The organism is Comamonas serinivorans (genome assembly GCF_002158865.1).
Classification (GTDB): domain Bacteria; phylum Pseudomonadota; class Gammaproteobacteria; order Burkholderiales; family Burkholderiaceae_C; genus Comamonas_E; species Comamonas_E serinivorans.
This window is the reverse complement of sequence record NZ_CP021455.1, coordinates 168,652-189,405: the sequence shown is the minus strand read 5'-3', so window position 1 is coordinate 189,405 and position 20,754 is coordinate 168,652. Positions and strand designations below refer to the sequence as shown.

Below are 20,754 nucleotides of genomic sequence, written 5' to 3'. Positions count from 1 at the left end.
AGGTGCCCCGCTTTCCCCACCCCTGAAGGAGATCGCCATGAGCCACACGCCCTACACCCGCCTCGACAAGGACAACGCCGCCGTGCTGCTGGTCGACCACCAGACCGGCCTGCTGTCCCTGGTGCGCGACATCGAACCCGACAAGTTCAAGAACAACGTGCTGGCGCTGTCCGACCTGGCCACCTACTTCAAACTGCCCACGCTGCTCACCACCAGCTTCGAGAGCGGCCCCAACGGCCCGCTGGTGCCCGAACTCAAGGCCGCCCATCCCAACGCGCCCTACATCGCCCGGCCGGGCCAGATCAACGCCTGGGACAACGACGACTTCGTGCAGGCCGTCAAGGCCACGGGCCGCAAGCAGCTCATCATCGCCGGCGTGGTGACCGAGGTCTGCGTCGCCTTCCCGGCCCTGTCGGCAATCGCCGAAGGCTTCGAGGTCTTCGTCGTGACCGATGCCTCGGGCACCTTCAACGAACTGACCCGTGACTCGGCCTGGCGCCGCATGGAAGCGGCGGGCGCACAGCTCATGACCTGGTTCGGCGTGGCCTGCGAGCTGCACCGCGACTGGCGCAACGACGTCGAGGGCCTGGGCACGCTGTTCGCCAACCACATCCCCGACTACCGCAACCTGATGACCAGCCACGCCGCCCTGACGGCCCAGTGATTCGACTTCAATGAGTATGACCCCATGCCCCTCACATCATCAACGGCCATGTAGTCATACTGCTTTGAAACTGGCGTGAAATCTGCCTCACGACCTCCGCAGGCCACGCTGTGCAGATTCCGGTACGGCTTGAGCACCTCATTCCGGGCTACATGGACAGCCCCTCTGAAATTGAATGAGCGGCTGCTCAGCACCGATGTCAGCACATCGTGCCTATTGCAGTCGTTCGAGCTGTCATCGGCAATGTCTGCTGAGCAGCGATTACAGCCAGTCGCAGCGTTGTAATGAGCGTCACCTTTGCACCACAAAGCCGGTAGTCAAAGCCGAGGCTCCGCAGCTGGAATTTTCGCTACAGTTTTGTTTGCTCTGACGCAGGAACCCGAGATCGGGTTGAATTGCCGTCCAATTTAAAGCATCAAGATTGACGTATCGGAAGTCTGCAGTGGGCGGCTTGTCCAACCTGCCCATTGCGGCATTTAAAGCCGCCGCCATGGTATTCCTGCCGCTGTTGCATGTCATCGGCGCCAATCTGCCAGGCTGACGATGATTCGTAGCGGAACGGCAGCGGTGAACTATCTGCCGCTGCGCACAGCCAGGTGCGATTCATACAGATCCCGCATTGGGTGGTCGGTTCGGATGGCAATGCAGATTTCCTCCCACAGATTTTTGAGCCCGGTATCTGGCAACAGTTCGGGCTTTGTTTTTGCTGCAGCATAAATTTTTGTATTTGTGGCTTGAGGGAAATTACGAGCGAATTCGCTATGAATCTGAAGGTGCTGGCTCTACAAAAGGGGCAATAACCTGTTCAGAGATTAGTGCGTTTCCGGTGATCCTTCCTCCGCTCGAAGAGCAAGCCCAGATCGTTAACTACGTTGCTGAGCGAAAGTGCAAATTTGACGGACTGATAGGTAAAGCCGTCTCTGCAATTGAGTTAATGCAAGAACGCCGCACCGCCCTAATCTCCGCCGCTGTCACCGGCAAGATCGACGTGCGCGATTGGCAAGCCGCCGCCTGACACCTCTTAACCCACATAGAGCGTGTTATGAACTTCCAGTAGCAGCCAGCACCCGAGCAGCAGCAGGGAGCATGAGCACCGCGAAGACCAGGAAATGCAGACCGCTGAGGACTTCGGATAGCCGCTCGTAGTCCCGCGAAAGCCGGCGGAATCTCGCCAGCCAGCCGAAGCTGCGCTCGACCACCCAGCGCCGGGGCAGCAGCACGAAGCCTTTCTTCGCCTCGGACAACTTCACGATCTGCAAGTCGATGCCGTTGTCCTTGGCTGCCTGACGTGCATTTGCTCCTGTGTAACCCTGGTCTGCCCACGCAGTCTCCACCGTATGGCCAGTTGCTTGCTGCACCGCTTCACACAGCCTGTTCACCTGCACTCGCTCCTGCTCATCGGCCGGGGTGACATGGACTGCCAGGAGATGGCCCAGGGTGTCCACTGCCATGTGGACTTTGCTGCCTCGCTTGCGCTTGTAGCCGTCGTAGCCTGCGCGCGGGCCGCTCTCGCAGCTCGACTGCAAGGTGCGTCCGTCCATCACCGCTGCGCTCGGCTGGCCCTGGCGGCCTTGGGCTACTCGAATGATGGACCGCAGGTCCGACACCATCGCCTCGAAACAGCCGGCGTCCAGCCACCGGCGGCTTTGTTGATACACAGCCTCCCACGGCGGCAGGTCATTGGGCAGCATGCGCCACGGAGCACCTGCCCGGACCAGCCAGCGTAGCGCGTTGAAGACTTCGCGCAGGTCGTGTTCACGCTGTGGGGCGTGTTGGTCCATCAACGTCAGATACGGTGCAGCGAAGCTCCATTCTTCATCGCTGATGTCCGTCGGGTAGGGCTTGCGGGGCATCGCCGCACTCTACCTGCGGCAATTTCTTCATCGATCAAAGTTCATAACACGCTCTAGCCCCCAGCCATGAGCGACCCAGCCACCGAACGCATCTTTCAAGACGACATCATTCGCCAGCTGCTCGCTAATGGCTGGTTGCTGGGCTCGCCAGACAATTACCACCGTGAACTGGCCCTGTACCCGGAGGATGCGCTGGGCTTTGTGCAAGAGACGCAAGACGCGCAGTGGCAAAGGTTTTGCGCCAACCACCCCAAGGATGCGGAGCAGAAGTTTTTGCAACTGATTGCGGCGCAACTGGGCAAGGCCGACCCGAACGCCACGCACAAAGACAGCCGCACCTTTGGCACGTTGGGGGTGCTGCGCCACGAACTGCGCGACCGCAATGCGCGCTTGTCGCTGTGCCAGTTCAAGCCCGAGCACAACCTGAACCCGGACACGCTGGCCCGCTACGCCAAAAACCGCCTGCGTGTGGTGCCGGAGCTGGTGTACAGCCCATGGTGTACCGATGCCTGTTTAGCGGAGACAGGAGCCAAGGCCAAGGCGTGGCGCATTGACCTGGTGCTGTTCGTCAACGGCGTGCCGGTGGCCACGCTGGAGCTGAAAAGCGAGTTCAAGCAGGCGGTGGACCGGGCAGTGCGGCAGTACAAAACCACGCGCCTGCCGGTGGACCCGGTGGCCAAGAAGCCGGAGCCGCTGCTGACCTTCAAGCGCGGGGCGCTGGTGCATTTTGCGGTGAGCCAGTACGAGGTGCACATGGCCACCAAGCTGGAGGGGGAGGGCACGTACTTTCTGCCCTTCAACAAAGGCACGGCGGACGGCGGTGCGGGCAACGATGTGCCTGACGACATCAACCGCTACGCCACCGATTACCTGTGGAACGAGGTGCTGCTGCCGCACAACCTGCTCAACATCCTGGCCCGCTTTGTGCACCTGCAGATTGAGGACAAGGAAGACTGGGAAGGCCGCAAGTACAAGAAGGAAAGCCTGATCTTCCCGCGCTACCACCAGTGGGACGTGGTGGGGAAGCTGCTCGCAGCGGCGCGCACCGAGGGGCCGGGGCAGAAATACCTGATTCAGCACAGCGCGGGTTCGGGCAAGTCCAACTCCATTGCCTGGGTGGCGCACCAGCTTTCGGCGCTGTACAAGGCTGACGGCAAAAAGCAGTTTGACTCGGTGATTGTGGTGACCGACCGCACGGTACTGGATGCGCAGCTGCAAGACACGATCTACCAGTTTGAGCACACCGATGGTGTGGTGGGGCGCATCAACAACAAAGAGGGCGATGGTTCCAAGTCTGAAAAGCTAGCCGCGGCTTTGGAGTCGGCCCAGCCCATCATCATCGTCACCATCCAGACCTTTCCGTTTGTGTTGAAGGCGATTGAAAACAGCGTGAGCCTGAAACAGCGCTGCTACGCCATCATTGCGGACGAGGCGCATTCGTCGCAAAGCGGCTCCACGGCGCGGCAGCTCAAAGAGGTGCTGATGAAGGAAGCCGGTGAAGCGGGAGATGAGGCTGCCGAACTGGACAGCGACGACATCATTGCCGCCACGGTGGCGTCGCGCCGCGCATCGGGCAACCTGAGCTACTTTGCTTTTACCGCCACGCCCAAGGCCAAGACGCTGGAGCTGTTTGGCCGCGTGCCGCGCCCGAACGAGGTGCCTTCCGCCACCAACAAGCCCGCAGCGTTCCACGTGTACAGCATGCGCCAAGCGATTGAGGAGGGCTTCATCCTCGACGTGCTGAAGAACTACACCAACTACAAGGTGGCTTACAAGCTGGCCCTGAAGGTGCAGGACGCCGATGCAGAGGTGGAAAGCAAGCGCGCCAAGGTCAAGCTGAACCAATGGGTGCGCCTGCATGATCACAACATTGCGCAGAAGGTGATGGTGATCGTGGAGCACTTCAAGGACAACGTGATGGGCTTGCTGGGCGGGCAGGCCAAGGCCATGGTGGTGACCAGCTCGCGCAAGGAGGCGGTGCGCTACATGCAGTGTTTCGATAAGTACATATCGGACAACCGTGAAAAGCCTGGCTACCAGAAGATTCACGCCATGGTGGCGTTTTCGGGTGAGGTGGAGTTCACCGACAAAGACCCGGCTGCTGCGGGCCAGATCGGCGAGAAGTTCACCGAGACGAATATGAACCCGAACCTCAAGGGCCGCGACATGCGCAAGGCTTTCGATTCGGACGACTACCAGGTGATGATCGTCGCCAACAAGTTCCAGACCGGCTTTGACCAGCCCAAGCTGTGCGCCATGTATGTGGACAAGAAGCTGGTCGGGGTGGAGTGCGTGCAGACGCTGTCGCGCCTGAACCGCACCTACCCCAACAAGGCCGAGACGGGCACCTATGTGCTCGACTTCTTCAACGAGCCGGATGAAATCCTTGCGGCGTTTCAGCCCTACTACCAAACGGCGGAGCTGCTGGATGTGTCGGACCCGAACCTGATCTTTGCGCTGCAGGACAAGCTGCGGGCAGGGGGCATTTTTACGTGGCAGGAGGTGGAGCAGTTCTGCGCGGCGTTTTATGTGAAGAACAAGAGCAACGCGGCCATTGCCAACATTTGCAAGCCGGCGGTGCAACGCTGGCAGCTGCGCTACAAATCAGCGGTGGAGGCGTTCAAGATTGCCAAGGACATGTTTGAGCGCACCCAGAAGACGGGCGATGCCGTGCTGATTGCCAACGCCGAGAAAAGCCTGAAGGAATGCCAGAAGGAAAAAGACGCGCTCGAAATTTTCAAGAAGGATTTGGGCACGTTTGTGCGCTTTTACGAGTTCATGTCGCAGATCGTGGATTACGACGACACCGACTTGGAAAAGCTGAGCCTGTACGCGCGCAGCCTGCGGCCCATGCTGCGCGAAACCTTGCTCGACGAAGACGATATTGACCTGGGCAACGTGGTGCTCAGCCACTACCGCGTGGCCAAGATTCGGCAGCAGAATCTGGTGCTGAAAGAGAACAGCGCGGACTACAAGCTGGTGCCCGGCGAAGGCCTGGGCACGGCCAAGCCGCAGGACAAGAAGGAAGAGTTTCTGTCTCAGATCATTCACCGCCTGAACGAGGTGTTTGTGACCGACCAGCTCACCGACAAGGACATGGTGAACTACGCCTACACCATCCGCGACAAGGTGGGCGAGAACATCAAGGTGATGAAGCAGATCGAGAACAACTCGCCCGAACAGGCCATGCTAGGCGACTTCTCCAAGGCGATAGACGATGCCATCATGGATAGCAGTGAAGCCCATCAGAATCAGATGATGCAGTTACTGGCCGACCCGAGCAAGGCCGCAAATTTTGCGCGGATTGTGTTTGATCTGCTGGTGCAGGGTAATCCCCAAAATTTCCACCGTTACGAGAAGTAGAGCGGTTACGCGTGCAGGTCCAATCGCTGATTTTGGGTAGTGCCGCCCAAGGTTATGTTGGGGCAATCATGATGTGTTTTCACATTGATCTAGCACGCCCGCTGCATGGCAACGACATTGGTCACGCTGCCATCAGCCATACCTTGCAGTAGCGCCAAGCGGGTGCCCAGCAGTTCCAGGAGTCGCGCATCGGGCATTCGTACTGCACACGTTGGTAAATCCGCTTGATCTCAAGCAGGCTGGTGCTTACAAAAGCCACACTCAGTCCGGCTTTACTACCTGCAGCAAAGTACCAAACTAGCGACAAGTGCGTGTTATCGACAACTGAGCACTTGGACACTGAAACCCCGGAATGGGTGCTCATCCCAGGTGAACTGCGCACGCCGCGGCCCGGCGCCTGGCTTCGGCGCCTCAATCGGCCTGGCTTTGCTGCAGGCGCTCGCTCTTCCAGTACACGTCGTCGGCCGCGGCGCCGCTGCGGCCATGGCGGTTGAGCACGCGCGCCAGCACGAACATCAGGTCGGACAGGCGGTTCAGGTACTGGCGGGGCGCGGGGCGCAGGGCTTCTTGCTGGCCCAGTGCGACCACGGCGCGCTCGGCGCGGCGCGCCACGGTCCGGCACACGTGGGCCTGGGCTGCGGCACGCGTGCCGGCGGGCAGGATGAACTCCTGCAGGCGTGGCAGCGTGGCGTTGTGCGTGGCCAGCGCCTGGTCCAGCTGCAGCAGGCCATCGTCCTTGAGCAGCTCAAAGCCCGGGATCGACAGCTCGCCGCCGAGGTTGAACAGCTGGTGCTGGATGTCGACCAGCAGCTGGCGCACGGCATCGGGCATGTCTTCGCACAGCAGCAGGCCGATGTGGCTGTTGAGCTCGTCCACGTCGCCCATGGCCTGCATGCGCGCATGGTTCTTGGGCACGCGCGTGTTGTTGCCCAGGCCGGTGGTGCCGTCGTCGCCCGTGCGGGTGGCAATTTGCGTGAGTCGGTTTCCCATGGTGATCCTTTGGGGTGAGCGCAGCCTTGCGAAGGCCGCCGGGTGAATCGGGTGTCGGTGGTCGGTGGTCGGGCCACCGCCGGGGCGGGCTGGACGGCCAGCAGGGCGTCGCGCCGTTCGCGCCCCTCGCTCGGCACGGTCATTCGCGCACGGCCGCTCAGCTTAGCCATCCGGAGGCCCGGCCGTCCGGCTCAGCCGTTCGGCTAGCCGTTCATGCGCCGCAGCGGCAGGCGGGGCACGGCGCGGGGCGGTTGATCGGGGGCGTCACCGACACGCGGCGGCGCACCGCTGGCCTGGGCCACACCCGGCGGTTCGCTCGACGGTGCACCAGCCCCGGCCAGCGCGGCGCGCCAGTCGGCGTGGGCCAGCGGGGGCGGGAACACGGTGCGGCCGGTGCGCTCCTCGGCGCTCAGCCAGGCCGCCTGCACGATGCGCTCGGCCTGGGCCTCGGGGTGCGCGACGCTGAGGGCGCCGCCGGCCAGCGCGGCCTCGGCATCCAGGGGCTGGGCGTGGAACCAGAACTTGACGATGCGCAGGCGGTCGTCGAACAGGTCTTCGATGCACAGCAGCGGCCCGATGCGCACGCGCAGGCCGGTTTCTTCCCACACCTCGCGCGCGGCGGCGGCTTCCAGGGTTTCGTCGGCGTTCACGCCGCCGCCGGGGGCCACCCAGAAGTCGGTGCCGCCCGGTGGCTGGTAGTTCACCAGGAGCACGCGCCCCTGGTGTTCGACGATGGCGCCGGCGCCGATGCGGTGTTGAAGCATGGTGTGTGAGGCAGTATCACCGCCTGGTCGTTGGTGTTTTGACGAGAACCGGGGCATACCCCGTGTTTCACCAATCCCCAAGCGGGACGGGGCGTGTTCAGCCCAGCAGGCGGTCCATGGCCTCGCGGTATTTGGCGGCGGTCTGGTCGATCACTGCCTGGGGCAGCGTGGGCGGCGGCGGCGCCTTGCGCCAGGCCTTGCCGTCGACCAGCGTGGACTCCAGCCAGTCGCGCAGGAACTGCTTGTCGAAGCTGGGCGGGTTGCTGCCTTCCACGTACTGGTCAGCCGGCCAGTAGCGCGAGGAGTCGGGCGTCAGCACCTCGTCCATCAGCACCAGCGTGCCATTCGCATCCAGGCCGAACTCGAACTTGGTGTCGGCAATGATGATGCCCTTGGTCAGGGCGATGTCCGCGGCGGCGCTGTACAGCGCGATGGCGGTGTCGCGGATCTGCGCGGCCAGCTCGGGGCCCACCATCTCCACGGTCTTCTCGTAGGTGATGTTCTCGTCGTGCTCGCCCACCTCGGCCTTGGCGGCCGGCGTGTAGATGGGCTGGGGCAGCTTGCTGGCGTTCTGCAGGCCGGCCGGCAGCGGCACGCCGCAAACCGCCTGGCCCTGCTGGTATTCGGCCCAGCCGCTGCCGGCCAGGTAGCCGCGCACCACGGCCTCGATGGGCACGGGCGTGAGGCGTTTGACGAGCATGGCACGGCCCGTGACCTGGGGCTTTTCGGCCTCGGTCACCACCGATTCGGGGGCGTCGCCCGTCAGGTGGTTGGGGCAGATGGCGCCGAGCTGGTCGAACCAGTACAGCGCCATGCGCGTGAGCAGTGCGCCCTTGCCGGGAATCGGCTCGGTCATGATCACGTCGAAGGCGGAGATGCGGTCGCTGGCCACCATGAGGATGCGGTCATCGCCCACGGCGTAGTTGTCGCGCACCTTGCCGCGCGCGAGCAAGGGCAGGGACGTGATGCGGGAGGTGTGCAGCGCTGCTGGAGTGGTCATGGGGAAACGCGAAGGGGCAAAGGAATCGGCGCAGCCGGTCGCCATGGGCAGGGGCCTGGCGCTGCGAGGCGCAGGCGCATCCGGTTGGCGACCCGGCTGAAGCAAGCCCCGATTGTCCCGCTTTTCGAGCCGGCCCCGGGGCGGCGCCCGCAGCGTGGCAGGCGTGACCCCAGCCGTCACCGGCCCAGACGACCGGCTGGTCGTGGCCGGGCGGTGTGACGCGAACCCGCCCGGACATCGGGCAGACGGCACGGGCCTGAATCATCTGGCCGCTGCAGGGGACGAACACCGCGCCAGGCGAAGCATCTGGATGGGTGAGCGCCGCGCGGGTGCACCGGTCAGCGTGGGCCACGGCGGCCGTGACCGGGGTGCGCCGGCTTGGCAGGCTTGGGCTTCGTGCCTTACGGACACCCAGTGGATGCCAAGCCTGAAGGTGTATGCAGCCACTCTCGATATTCAGAAAACGAAAGGCCATGCATACTGCCTCAGATCACCTCACCACAGCCTCGGGACTGCCCGAGCGGCCTGGCTGCGCGGCGGCTCAGGCCAGGGCCTGGCGCTGGGCTTGGGCCAGCAGCTCGCGCGTGCGCAGGGCTTCCTGGCGCGCGGCTTCGGCGTAGTCGGCGCCCGCGCTGGCGTAGAGGATGGCGCGCGAGGAGTTGACGATGATGGGCGCACGCGTGTGGCTGGCATCGCCGCGCCAGCCGGCCTTCACCGTGGCCACCGCATCGCCACCCTGGGCGCCGACGCCGGGGATCAGCAGCGGCACATCGGGCGCCAGCGCGCGCACCCGCTCGATCTCGTTCGGGTAGGTGGCGCCCACCACCAGGCCGAGCTGGCCGTTGCTGTTCCAGGTCGTCTGCGCCAGGTGCGCGATGTGCTCGTACACCAGGGGCTGGCCGGGCACGTCGGCCAGGTGGCGGGCCTGCAGGTCGCTGCCGCCGGCGTTGGACGTGCGGCAGAGCAGGAAGGCGCCCTTGCCCTCGTACTTGAGGTAGGGCTGCACCGAATCGAAGCCCATGAAGGGCGACAGGGTGACGGCGTCGGCGCGGTAGCGCACAAAGGCTTCCTTGGCGTACTGCTCGGCGGTCGAGCCGATGTCGCCGCGCTTGGCGTCCAGGATGACGGGGACCTTGGGCGCCACGGCCCGCATGTGCTCCATCAGGCGCTCCAGCTGCGGCTCGGCGCCGTGGGCGGCGAAATAGGCGATCTGCGGCTTGAAGGCGATCGCGAGGTCGGCGGTGGCTTCGACGATGCGGGCACAAAAGTCGTAAATGCCCTGGGCGTCGCGCGTCACGCCGGCCGGAAAGCGCGCGGGGTCGGGGTCCAGGCCCACGCACAGCAGCGAGGCATTGGCGCGCTCGGCGGCGCGCAGCTTGTCGAGGAATGTCATGGGGCGAGATTTTAGAAAGGCGCCGCGCCCGCTGCTGAGCCAACCGGGGCGCCCGCTGCCGCCGGCGCCGTTCAGGGCGCCCGGCCGGCCTCGCGGATCAGGTAATGGGCCTCGCGGCGCAGCAGCGTGGCGAAGTCCGCGGCCACGGGCGTCATGGGCAGGTCGCTGGGGTAGATCAGGCTGACCCAGTGGCTGGGCAGGCGCTGCGCGATGGGCAGCGCGATGAGGAAGCGGTCCAGCGGCGGCACGCTGAGCAGCTTGCGCGGCAGCAGGCACAGCAGGTTGGGGTTGGCCAGCAGCAGCATCTGCGCCATGCCGATGTTGTCGCAGCGCAGGGCCACGCGTGGCGGGGCCAGGCCCTCGGCCTCGAAGGCTTCGAGGATCGCCGAGCCCGGGCCTTTCATGCCGGGGCCGGTGAGCAGCCAGTCGGCATCGGCCAGCTCGTCCAGGTGGCGTGCCGCGCGCAGCGGGTGCAGGGGATGGGCCATCACCACCGAGTCGTTGCGGTAGAGCGGCTCGCTCGTCAGGCCGGGGCCCACGCCCTCGTCGGGCACGGGCGAGATGGCCATGTCCATGCTGCCCGAGCGCAGCTGGGACGCGCGCGAGCCGTAGATGCCGCTCTCGAGGTTGACCTGCACCCCGGGGTGCTGCGCCCGAAAGCGCCGCAGCACCCCGGGCAGCAGCGTGTAGGCCGGCCCCACCGAAGCGCCGATGTGCAGGCTGCTGCCACGGCCGCCCAGCATCTGGGCCATTTCCTCGCTGGCCTTGCGCGCCTCGTTGGCGATGAGCTGGGCGCGGTGCAGAAAAGCCTCGCCAAAGCGGGTGATGACGACGCCGCGGCCCGTGCGCGTGAACAGCGGCACGTGCAGCTCCTCCTCCAGCGCGCGCAGGCTTTTGGTCAGGGCCGGTGGCGACAGCTGCCGGGCTTTGGCGCCGGCGCGCACGCTGCCGTGCTCGGCAACGGCGATGAAGTCCTGGATCTGGCTGAGTCGCATGACAACGAGGGTTTCACCCGAAAACTGGTGGTTAACGCAGGCCCGAGTTTGACGGCTGTTGCGCCCCGGGGTTTGTCACCACCATCGCGGCATCTGAACAACGAGGAGCAAGCGATGACATCGTCGAGGCTGCCGCTGGCCGGCGTGCGCGTGGTGGAGTTCGGGCAGTACATCGCGGCGCCGGGCGCCGCGATGCTGCTGGCCGACCTGGGGGCTGAAGTGATCAAGGTGGAGGGGCTGAGCGGCGACAGCGCGCGCAATCCCGACGCCGCCGGCCACGCGCCCATGTTTGTGGCCTACAACCGCCACAAGCGCAGCGTGGCGCTGGACCTGCGCAGCACGGCCGGCGCCGAGGCCGCCCGGCGCCTGGCCCTGAGCGCCGACGTGGTGTTGCACAACACGCGCGTGGGCGTGATGGAGCGCGTGCAGCTGGACGCGCCCAGCCTGCGCGCCCGCAAGCCCGGCCTCATCCACGCGTCGATCACGGGCTTCGGGCGCAGCGGGCCCTCGCGCAGCCGGCCGGGGCTGGACATCGCGGCCCAGGCCGAGAGCGGGATGATGTCCATCACCGGCGAGCGCGAAGGCGGCCCGCTGAAGGCGGGCTTCACCGTGGTCGACGTGGCCACGGCGTCGGCCACGGCCAATGCCATCCTGGCGGCCTTGTTCCGCCGCGCCATGCAGGGCGAGGGCGACACCATCGAGGTTTCGCTGCTGGCCGTGGCCGTGCAGGTGCAGGCGCAGCTGTGGGCCGAGTACCAGTGCTCCGGGCAGCTGCCGCAGCGCGTGGGCAACTGCCAGCCCAAGGTTGCGCCCGCGGCCGACGTGGTCGCCGTGGCCGATGGCCACCTGGTGATCTCGGCCACCACCGACGCCCACTGGCTGCGGCTGTGCACCGCCATCGGCCAGCCCCAGCTGGCCGACGACCCACGCTTTGCCTGCAACGCCAGCCGCGTGGCCAACCGCCCTGCCCTGCTGGCCGCGCTGGGCGCCGCGCTGGGTCCCCTGCGCGCCGAAGACGCGCGCGAGCAGCTCGAGCGCCACAACGTGGTGGTGGGCGTGGTGCGCAACTACCAGCAGGTGCTGGACAGCCCGGACGTGCAGGCCAGCGGCATCTTCGCGCCCGTGGACGTGGGCGAGCGCACGATCCGCGTGCCCGACCTGCCCTTCGCGATGGACAGCATCACGCAATCCCGTTTGCCCCATAAAACTCCTGGCCGCATACCCCAGCTGGGTGAACACACGACCGCCGTGCTGGCCGAGCTGGGCTATGCCGCGGCCGACATCGCGCAGATGCACCAGGACGGCGCCATCGGCATCCACCCCTCACCCCTTCGCACAGAGGCTCTGGCATGAACCCCGAACCGACCTTCACCCCGACCCTTGACGCCCCCGTGCAGATCGACCGCCACACCGGCTGGGCCGAGCTGACGCTGAACCGGCCCGCGCAGCGCAACGCCATCGACCTGGCGATGGCGCGCGCACTGGGCGATGCCATCGCCAGCCTCGAAGCCGATGACGGCGTGCAAGTCGTGGTGCTGCGCGGCGCCGCAGGGGCGTTCTCGTCGGGCCTGGACCTGAAGGCGATTCAGGCCCACCCCGACCCGGCCGGCGTCAGCTTTGCCGAGCTGTGGCTGCGCGTGCACCAGGGCCTGATGACCAGCGGCAAGGTCTGGATCGTGGCCCTGGAGCGCCACGCCATCAACGGCGCCGCCGCGCTGGCGATAGCGGGCGACTGGCTGGTGTGCGGCGAGTCGGCCTTCTTGCAAATCGCCGAGATCAAGCTGGGCATGGCGGCGCCGCGCAACGTGGCCTGGCTGGCCCTGCGCCATTCGGAAGCCGTGGCCGCGCGCCTGTGCCTGCTGGGCGACCGCGTGGGCGCGGCCGAGCTGCTGCGCCTGGGCATCGCCACCGAGGTGCGGCCCGACGACGCCGTGGTGGCGCGGGCGCGCGAGCTGGCGCAGACCGTGTCCGCCTACCCGGCGCCAGGCATCGCCGCCGTCAAGCGCGGCCTGCGCGCGGCCCACACCCGCCGCGCGCCGGGCGAGTGGTTCGACGCCTGCACGCCAATGGAGGCCCAACCATGAGCATGACCGCACGCGACACCGCAAACGACACCGATCTGCATGCATTTCGCGCCGAGGTGCGCGCCTTCGTCGCCGCCGCCCTGCCCCAGGCCGTGCGCGACAAGGTGCGGCTGGGCCTGGAGCCCGGCAAGGCCGAGGTGCAGGCCTGGCAGGCCCGCCTGGCCCAGCAGGGCTGGCTGGTGCCGAACTGGCCCACGGCCTGGGGCGGGCCGGGCTGGAGCGAGGAGCAGCGCGCCGTCTTTCACGACGAGCTGGTGCTGGCCGACGCGCCCGAATCCGGCGGCATCTCCATCGCCATGGTGGGCCCCATCCTGATCCGCTACGGCACGCCGGCGCAACAGCAGCACTTTCTGCCGCGCATCGTGAACCAGGAGCACTGGTGGTGCCAGGGCTACTCCGAGCCCAACGCGGGCTCGGACCTGGCCTCGCTCAAGACCCGGGCCGAGCGCCGCGTCAATGCCAACGGCGAGGAGGTGTACGTGGTCAACGGCAGCAAGATCTGGACCTCGGGCGCGCACCACGCCAACTGGATCTTCTGCCTGGTGCGCACCGACACCGGCGGGCGCCCGCAGGAGGGCATCAGCTGCCTGCTGATCGACATGCAGACGCCGGGCGTCAGCGTGCGGCCCATCCGCGGCATCCACGGCTGGAGCCTGTTCAACCAGGTGTTCTTCGACGAGGTCGAGGTGCCGGTGGCACACCGCGTGGGCGAAGAGAACGCCGGCTGGACCATCGCCAAGTCGCTGCTCGAGCACGAACGCCTGAACCTGGCCCGCGTGGCCGAAAACCGCCGGCGCCTGGCCAAGGTGCGGCAGATCGGCCTGCAGCTGCACGAGGCCGGCGTGCCCCTGGCGCGGCGGCCCTGGTTCCAGCAGCGCTACCGCGAGCTGGAGGTGCGGCTCGAAGCGCTGGCTGCCACCGTGCTGCGCTTTCGCCAGCAGGCGCAGGACGGCGCCAGCCTGGGGCCCGAGACCGGCATGCTCAAGTTGATCGGCAGCACGCTGATCCAGGACATCGAGAACCTGGCGGTGGATGCCATCGGCCCCGACAGCCTGGCCTGCGACCGCGCCGCCCACGTCGAGCTGCCCGAGCTGGCGCCCGGCCGCTCGCCCTACGCGCCCGCCGCGTCGGCGCGCCGCTTCGTCACCCGCGGCTACACCATCGCCGGCGGGTCGAGCGAGATCCAGCACGAGATGCTGGCCAAACAGGTCCTGGGCCTTTGAGGAGGTATGCCGCATGACGAACGATGAACGCAGCATGCTGCTCGACAGCGCGCGCCGCTACCTGGACCGCAGCTGCAGCTTTGAGCAGCGCCAGGCCAGCCTGAATGCCGCCCCCGGCGCCTCGGCCCCGGACTCGCTCTGGCCCGCCTTCGCCGAGATGGGCTGGCTGGCGCTGGGCCTGCCCGAAGCGGTGGGTGGCCTGGGCTCGCACGGGGACCAGGCCGCGCTGGCGCAGGAGCTGGGCCGCGCCCTGGTCCCCGAGCCCTGGCTGGCCAACACGGCCTTGTGTGCGCCCGTGCTGAACGCCTGGGCGCCCGACCTGGCCGCCGAGCTGGCCAGCGGACAAACGCGCTTTGCCCTGGCCGCCTGGGAAATCCAAGGCCGCCACGATGCCTTCGACGTGCAGACCCAGGCCGGCCTGCAGGACGGGCACTGGGTGCTGACGGGCCGCAAGACCCTGGTGCTGGGCGCCGACACGGCCCACACGCTGCTGGTGCTGGCCCGCACCCGGGGCCGGCAGCGCGACACCGAGGGCCTGAGCCTGTTCCGCATCGCGGCCGATGCGCCTGGCGTGCACATCGCCGCGCTGCCCACCTACGACGGCCAGCGCACGGCGAGCGTGCGCCTGAACGCGGTCACCGCCGACCCAGGCGCGCTGCTGGGCCCGCTCCACGGCGCCTGGCCCCAGGTCGAAGCGGCCCTCGACACCGCGACCGTGATGCAGTGCGCCATGAGCGTGGGCACCATGGACAAAGCCTTCGAGCTGACCCAGGCCTACGCCGTGACGCGCACGCAGTTCGGCCGGCCGTTGAGCGCGCACCAGGTGATCCGCCATCGCCTGGTGGACCTGTTCGTCAGCGTGGCGCAGGCGCGTGCCCTGACCGAGGCCGCTGCCGCGGCACTGACCCACGACGCGCCCCGGCGCATGCGCGCCGCCTCGCTGGCCAAGGCCTTTGTGGCACAGGCCGGCCGCAAGCTGGGCGAAGAGGCCGTGCAGATGCACGGCGCCATCGGCATGACGGACGAGACCGAAGTCGGCCATGCCTACAAGGCCCTGGCCGCGCAGGCCAACCTGCTGGGCGACGCCGCCTGGCACCTGGCGCGTCTGGAGCAACTCGACCCGCTGGATTCCACCCACCAACCGGAGACGCCCGCATGCGACGCCACCACACCGTGAGCCTGACCGGCCTGTGCCTTGCCCTGGCTTGCATGGGCAGCGCCGGGGCGCAAACGCCCTACCCCAACCGCGCCATCCGCCTGGTGGTGCCCTCCGGCGCGGGCAGCGTGACCGACCAGATGGCGCGCCTCATCGCCGAGCGCCTGAGCGCATCCCTCAAGCAATCCGTGGTGGTGGACAACCGGCCTGGCGCCAACGGCATCATCGCCGCGGAGGCCGTGGCACGCGCCGCGCCGGACGGCTACACCCTGCTGTACGCCTACTCGGCGGTGTTCACCATCAACCCCTGGACCCACACCAAGCTGCCGTTCGACCCCCTGCAGGATTTCACGCCCATCGCGCGGCCCAGCGCGCAAAGCGGCAACGTGCTGATCGTGTCCAGCTCGGTGCCGGCACGCAACGTCAAAGAGCTGCAGGCCTACGTGGCCGCCAGCCAGGACGAACTGTCGTACTGCTCGTGGGGCATCGGCTCCGGCGGGCACCTGAGCATGGCCTACCTGAACGCCAAGACCGGCATGAAGCTGCGGCACATCCCCTACAAGACGGCGGTGCAGTGCACCAACGACGTGGCTGCCGGACACACGACGATCGCGTTTTCCGATTCGGTGTCGGTGCTGCCGCACATCCGCTCGGGCCGCATCCGCGCGATTGCCTCCGTGGGAAAGCAGCGCCCCTTGCCGCCGGCCGACGCGCCCACGCTGGTGGAGCAAGGCGTGGCGTTCGAGCAATCGAGCTGGACGGCCTTGTTCGGCCCCAAAGGCCTGCCCGCACCGGTGGTGACGCGCCTGAATGCCGAGGTGAACGCCATCCTGGCCTCGCCTGCGGACCGGCAGCGGTTCGAGTCGCTGAACGTGCGCCTGGGCACGCCGTCCACGCCGGACGACCTGGGCGAGCTGGTCAAGCGCGACCTGGCCGCCTGGGGCGAGATCGCCAAGACGGCGGGTGTCGTGGCGGAGTGAGGGCCTGAGCGCCAGGGCAGCAGCCAAGCGCGGCGTGAAACCGGCGGCACCCCAGCCCGCGGCCCGTCAGGCGACGCGCTGCTGTCACGGAGAGGAAGAGCAATCAGAGAAGAGGCTTCAAGCCGTCAAAGCAGTATGGCCTGTCTCCCGTTCATGTTGAAACGGGAAGCAGGCCATACTGCTGATCACTGCATGCCGCAGAGCGCGGCATGCCTGGCATCAGAACTTGAAGTTCGCCGTCAGCGTGGCGGTGCGCGCCGGGGCAATGGCGGCGTAGTGCGAGGCGTACGCCTTGGTGAAGTAGAGCTTGTCGGTCAGGTTCTGCACGTTGAGCTGCAGCGTCACGTTCTTGTTGAGCGCGTAGCTGACCATGGCGTCCCAGCGCACGTACGACGGGATCCACTTGGTGTTGGCGGTGTTGCCGTACTGCTTGCCCACGTAGGTGGCGCCCAGGCCCAGGCTCAGGCCCGCGATGGGCTGGTAGTTGGCCCAGAGGTTGGCGCTGTGCTTGGCCGTGTTGGGGAACACGTTGCCGTTGTCGGCCGAGGGCACGCCACTCGAAAAGCCCTGGTTCTTGAGCTTGGCGTCGAGGTAGGTGTAGCCGCCAAACAGCTGCACCTGGCGCGTCACGTTGCCGGCCACGCCCACCTCAAACCCCTTGACCGACTTCTTGCCGATGTTTTGCGTGGTGCCGTCTTCGGCGGTCACGCGGGCGTTGTTCATGTCGGTCTTGAAGATGGCCGCGGTGACGGCCAGCTGGCGATCGAGCAACTCCCACTTGGTGCCCAGCTCGACGTTGCGCGCGGTCTGCGGCTTGAGGTTCTGCACGGCCACGCTCAGGCCATCGGCGCCGTCGCCGGCATCCATGCCGGGCGGCGTGGACGAGGTGCCGTAGCTCAGGTAGATGCTGCCTTCGGGCACGGGCTTGTAGATCACCCCGGCCTGGTAGTTCCAGAAGCCGTTCTTGTTCTGCAGGTCCTTGGGCGCGGCCGGGGTGCCGGCGGCCGTGGGGTTGTGCAGCTGGGTGTCGTAGTGGTCGTAGCGCAGGCCGCCGTTGATCAGCCACTGCGGCGTGATGGTCAGCGTGTCCATCGCATAGAGCGACTGGGTCTTGGTCTTCACGCGCACGTCGTTGGCCGGGTCGGTCCGGGTGACGGTGTGCGTGGCCGACCAGGGGTCGTACGGGTTGGGGTTCTCGAACGAGGTGCAGTTGTAGCCCGTCTCCGCACCCGTGGTGGGGCAGGACGTGCTGCCGGTCAGCGGGTTGTTGGTGTTGGGCGACAGCGTGTAGCTGCCCCGCTTGGTCTTTTCCTGGCTCAGCTCCAGGCCGACGTTGAAGCTGTGCTCCACGCTGCCGGTCTTGGCTTTGCCGGTCAGGCTGGTGACGTTGATGACGGTGTCGGTGGTGGCCGCACGCGAGTTGGTGCGGCGCCACAGCGTGCCGTAGAGCAGCGGGTTGCCCTTGCTGTCGTCGGGCTGCGTCCACAGGTAGTTGTTGGTGGTGCGGCCCAGGCGCAGCGTGTTGCGCGCGACCAGGTCGTTGCCGAAGTCGTGTGACAGGTCGATGGTGCCGATGTTGGCCTTGGTCTTCTGGAAGTCGCGGTCGACCAGGCCGTAGTAGTTCCTGCGGTTGGGCACCATGGGGCTGCCGTTGCCATTGAGGGAGGCATTGGCGTTGGTGGCCGCGAACGGGTTGCTGTAGGGGAAGCCGCCGGCATCGGGCATGTCGTCCGTCTGCAGGTGGTAGTAGCTCAGGGTCAGCTTGGTGGGCGAGTTCAGGCCCAGCGTGAGGCTGGGCGCGATGCCCCAGCGCTTGTACTGCACGGCATCGCGGCCGGCGACGTTCTGGTCGTTGACCATCAGGTTCAGGCGGCCGGCCACCTCGGGCGTGAAGACGTGGTTCACGTCCAGCGTGGCGCGCTTGTACTTGGCGTTGCCCAGGCCTGCGCTGCCGGTGACGAAGTTCTCGGCCTTGGGCGTCTTGGACACGATGTTGACCGAGCCCCCCGCCGAACCGCGGCCCCCGAAGGCCGAGCTGGGCCCTTTGATGACCTCGACCTGCTCGATGTTGAAAACCTCGCGGGTTTGCGAACCGACGTCGCGGATGCCGTCCAGGTACATGTCGGACTGCGAGTCGAAGCCGCGGATGAACGGCCGGTCGCCGGCCGAGTTGCCGCCCTCACCGGCGCCGAACGTGACGCCCGGCGTCAGGCGCAGCGCATCTTGCAGGGTGGTCGAGCCGGTCTGCTGGATCACCTGCTCGGGAATCACCGACACGGACTTGGGCGTGTCGAGCAAGGGCGCGGTGAACTTGGGGTTGGCCGACTGCTCGACCTTGACGGGCGAGCCGGCCTCGGCCTTGACTTCAACCTGAGGCAGGGTGCCCCCGTTGGCGGCGGTGTCCTGGGCATGGGCCAGGCCCGTGGTGCTCAGGGCCATGACGGCCAGCGCGACGGGCGACAGGGCGCGCTGGTGGGAAAGCAAAAAGGAAGGTTTCATGAAGATCTCGCGGCACACAAGGCCCGGGCGTGGACTCGAAAAGCCCCACGCCATCAGGGAATTGAAATGCTAGTGCGGATCGTTCTTATTCCCGGCCTGCATCCCAGGCTTTACCTGTTGCGCATCATTCTCATTGTGAGACGCACCCAGGTTTACTCTCAAGTTCATAGCAACTGCGTTTGAAACGACAAAGCCTGCGAATGCGCAATCTTGTGCATGTGGCGCCCGACCCGGCAGCCAGGCGTCGCCGCTTAACGCGTTGCGGTGGTGCAACACCGCGGACTCAGGCCCACGCCATGTCGTAACCGATGGTGATGGGCGCGTGGTCGGAAAAGCGTTCGTCCTTGTAGATGGCCTCGGTGCGCGCGAGCGCGGCGAGCGCGGGGGTGGCCAGGTGGTAGTCGAGGCGCCAGCCCACGTTGTTGGCCCAGGCCTGGCCGCGGTTGCTCCACCACGTGTAGCAGGCGTCCGTGGTGTCGGGCTGCAGGCGGCGGTAGACGTCCACCAGATCGAGATCGGCCAGCAGCTGGGTCAGCCAGGCGCGCTCTTCGGGCAGGAAACCGCTGTTCTTCTGGTTGCCGCGCCAGTTCTTCAGGTCGGCCTTCTGATGCGCGATGTTCAGGTCGCCGCACAAGATGAACTCGCGGCCGGCGCCGATCAAGGCCGTGAGGCTGGGCAGGATTTCGGCCAGGAACCGGTATTTGGCCTCTTGCCGTTCGGGGCCCGACGAGCCGCTGGGGAAGTAGGCGCTGACGATGGAGAGCTTGCGCGTGGGCGTGTCGAACCGCAGTTCGATGTAGCGCCCCTCGGCGTCGAACTCGGTCGAGCCGTAGCCGATCACCACGTCGGAGGGTTCGTGGCGGGTGTAAATGCCCACGCCGGAATAGCCCTTCTTCTGGGCAAACTGGAAATACCCGCGCATACCCGCCAGTTCGTCGAACTTGCCGACGACCTGGTCGTGCTGGGCCTTCATTTCCTGCACACAAATACAATCGGGCGCCAGTTTGGTCAGCCAGGGCTCCAGGCCTTTGGTGGTCGCCGAGCGAATGCCGTTGAGATTCAGGCTGGTGAGTTTGAACAAGGATTTTTCCATGAGCACCCTACTGCCCGACACCACGCGTGCCGAGCTTGCGCGCGAGTTCGTGACCTTCGCGCTGGATTCCGGTGTGTTGCGTTTTGGTGAATTCACCACCAAGGCGGGCCGGCAAAGCCCCTATTTCTTCAATGCGGGTCTGTTTGACGACGGCGGCAAGCTGGGCCGCCTGGCGCAATTCTATGCACACGCCATCGTGCACAGCGGCGTCGAATTCGACATGCTGTTCGGCCCGGCCTACAAGGGCATCGTGCTGGCTTCGGCCGTGGCCATCGAGCTGGCGCGCCTGGGCCGCAGCGTGCCGTTTGCCTACAACCGCAAAGAAGCCAAGGACCACGGCGAAGGTGGCCGCCTGGTGGGCGCGCCTCTGCGCGGCAAGGTCCTGATCGTGGACGACGTGATGTCGGCCGGCACGGCCGTGCGTGAATCGATTGCCCTGATTCAGGAAGCCGGCGCCACGCCCCACGCCGTCGCCGTGGCCATCGACCGCCAGGAAAAAGCCACCGAAAATGGCCGCGATGTGGACCACAGCGCCGTGCAGTATGTCCGCCAGCAGCTGGGGCTGGAGGTGGTCACGATTTCCCAACTGGACGACGTCATCCGCTACCTGCAAGATGGCGCCATGCCGGATGCGCTGCAACACCTGGGCCGGGTCGAGGCCTACCGCAGCCGCTACGGCGCAACCGGATGACGAGCG

Annotated in this window: 17 protein-coding genes; 9 read left to right on the top strand and 8 right to left on the bottom strand. The window is 66.5% G+C overall.

Annotated features, from left to right (window positions below):
* Window positions 1-37 precede the first annotated feature (37 nt).
* Window positions 38-664, top strand: coding sequence for an isochorismate family cysteine hydrolase YcaC (gene ycaC, locus CCO03_RS00765; RefSeq protein WP_087275922.1), 627 nt, complete (start codon window positions 38-40; stop codon window positions 662-664).
* Between the two features lie 697 nt (window positions 665-1,361).
* Window positions 1,362-1,679, top strand: a complete 318-nt coding sequence (locus CCO03_RS00760; RefSeq protein ID WP_157667427.1) for a restriction endonuclease subunit S — start codon at window positions 1,362-1,364, stop codon at window positions 1,677-1,679.
* A 25-nt stretch (window positions 1,680-1,704) separates the two neighbouring features.
* Here CCO03_RS00760 and CCO03_RS00755 read toward each other — a convergent pair whose 3' ends face one another.
* Window positions 1,705-2,517 carry an IS5 family transposase gene (locus CCO03_RS00755; protein ID WP_087275916.1) on the bottom strand — a complete coding sequence of 271 codons (813 nt, stop codon included), beginning with the start codon at window positions 2,515-2,517 and terminating at the stop codon, window positions 1,705-1,707.
* 66 nt (window positions 2,518-2,583) lie between these two features.
* Here CCO03_RS00755 and CCO03_RS00750 point away from each other — a divergent pair, with 66 nt between their 5' ends.
* Window positions 2,584-5,880, top strand: a complete 3,297-nt coding sequence (locus CCO03_RS00750) for a type I restriction endonuclease subunit R (protein WP_087275908.1) — start codon at window positions 2,584-2,586, stop codon at window positions 5,878-5,880.
* Window positions 5,881-6,291: 411 nt separating this feature from the next.
* Here CCO03_RS00750 and CCO03_RS00745 read toward each other — a convergent pair whose 3' ends face one another.
* The 5 genes from CCO03_RS00745 to CCO03_RS00725 form a co-directional block, all read right to left on the bottom strand.
* Window positions 6,292-6,870: a cob(I)yrinic acid a,c-diamide adenosyltransferase gene (locus CCO03_RS00745; protein WP_087275905.1), complete on the bottom strand. Its 579-nt coding sequence runs from the start codon at window positions 6,868-6,870 to the stop codon at window positions 6,292-6,294.
* 203 nt (window positions 6,871-7,073) lie between these two features.
* On the bottom strand, window positions 7,074-7,634 hold the full coding sequence (locus tag CCO03_RS00740; RefSeq protein ID WP_157667426.1) for an NUDIX domain-containing protein: 561 nt from the start codon (window positions 7,632-7,634) through the stop codon (window positions 7,074-7,076).
* 97 nt (window positions 7,635-7,731) lie between these two features.
* Entirely contained in the window at window positions 7,732-8,634 is a 903-nt protein-coding gene (locus CCO03_RS00735; protein ID WP_087275899.1) for a phosphoribosylaminoimidazolesuccinocarboxamide synthase, read from the bottom strand.
* 541 nt (window positions 8,635-9,175) lie between these two features.
* On the bottom strand, window positions 9,176-10,027 hold the full coding sequence (gene pyrF, locus CCO03_RS00730) for an orotidine-5'-phosphate decarboxylase (RefSeq protein WP_087275896.1): 852 nt from the start codon (window positions 10,025-10,027) through the stop codon (window positions 9,176-9,178).
* Between the two features lie 71 nt (window positions 10,028-10,098).
* Complete coding sequence (locus CCO03_RS00725) at window positions 10,099-11,022, bottom strand: LysR substrate-binding domain-containing protein (protein ID WP_087275893.1); 924 nt, start codon at window positions 11,020-11,022, stop codon at window positions 10,099-10,101.
* 114 nt (window positions 11,023-11,136) lie between these two features.
* Between CCO03_RS00725 and CCO03_RS00720 the strand changes: the two genes are divergently transcribed.
* From CCO03_RS00720 to CCO03_RS00700, 5 genes are read left to right on the top strand one after another with little or no spacing between them, the layout of a single operon-like run.
* Window positions 11,137-12,375 (top strand): CaiB/BaiF CoA transferase family protein, encoded by a 1,239-nt coding sequence (locus CCO03_RS00720; protein ID WP_087275890.1) that lies wholly within the window; start codon window positions 11,137-11,139, stop codon window positions 12,373-12,375.
* The gene (locus CCO03_RS00715; protein ID WP_087275887.1) at window positions 12,372-13,106 is read left to right on the top strand and encodes an enoyl-CoA hydratase/isomerase family protein; all 735 of its coding nucleotides are present in this window, start codon (window positions 12,372-12,374) and stop codon (window positions 13,104-13,106) included. Before CCO03_RS00720 ends, CCO03_RS00715 begins: the two co-directional genes overlap by 4 nt.
* Window positions 13,103-14,329 carry an acyl-CoA dehydrogenase family protein gene (locus CCO03_RS00710; protein ID WP_236903974.1) on the top strand — a complete coding sequence of 409 codons (1,227 nt, stop codon included), beginning with the start codon at window positions 13,103-13,105 and terminating at the stop codon, window positions 14,327-14,329. The genes CCO03_RS00715 and CCO03_RS00710 overlap by 4 nt, the downstream gene beginning before the upstream one ends.
* A 13-nt stretch (window positions 14,330-14,342) precedes the next feature.
* Window positions 14,343-15,506: an acyl-CoA dehydrogenase family protein gene (locus CCO03_RS00705; RefSeq protein WP_236903972.1), complete on the top strand. Its 1,164-nt coding sequence runs from the start codon at window positions 14,343-14,345 to the stop codon at window positions 15,504-15,506.
* Window positions 15,485-16,465 carry a Bug family tripartite tricarboxylate transporter substrate binding protein gene (locus CCO03_RS00700; RefSeq protein ID WP_087275881.1) on the top strand — a complete coding sequence of 327 codons (981 nt, stop codon included), beginning with the start codon at window positions 15,485-15,487 and terminating at the stop codon, window positions 16,463-16,465. The genes CCO03_RS00705 and CCO03_RS00700 overlap by 22 nt, the downstream gene beginning before the upstream one ends.
* Window positions 16,466-16,684: 219 nt before the next feature.
* Here CCO03_RS00700 and CCO03_RS00695 read toward each other — a convergent pair whose 3' ends face one another.
* Both CCO03_RS00695 and CCO03_RS00690 read right to left on the bottom strand, forming a co-directional pair.
* Window positions 16,685-18,964, bottom strand: coding sequence for a TonB-dependent receptor (locus CCO03_RS00695; protein WP_205690341.1), 2,280 nt, complete (start codon window positions 18,962-18,964; stop codon window positions 16,685-16,687).
* 283 nt (window positions 18,965-19,247) lie between these two features.
* Window positions 19,248-20,045: an exodeoxyribonuclease III gene (locus CCO03_RS00690; protein WP_087275878.1), complete on the bottom strand. Its 798-nt coding sequence runs from the start codon at window positions 20,043-20,045 to the stop codon at window positions 19,248-19,250.
* 10 nt (window positions 20,046-20,055) lie between these two features.
* Between CCO03_RS00690 and pyrE the strand changes: the two genes are divergently transcribed.
* On the top strand, window positions 20,056-20,748 hold the full coding sequence (gene pyrE, locus CCO03_RS00685) for an orotate phosphoribosyltransferase (RefSeq protein WP_087283876.1): 693 nt from the start codon (window positions 20,056-20,058) through the stop codon (window positions 20,746-20,748).
* The last annotated feature ends 6 nt before the right edge of the window (window positions 20,749-20,754 follow it).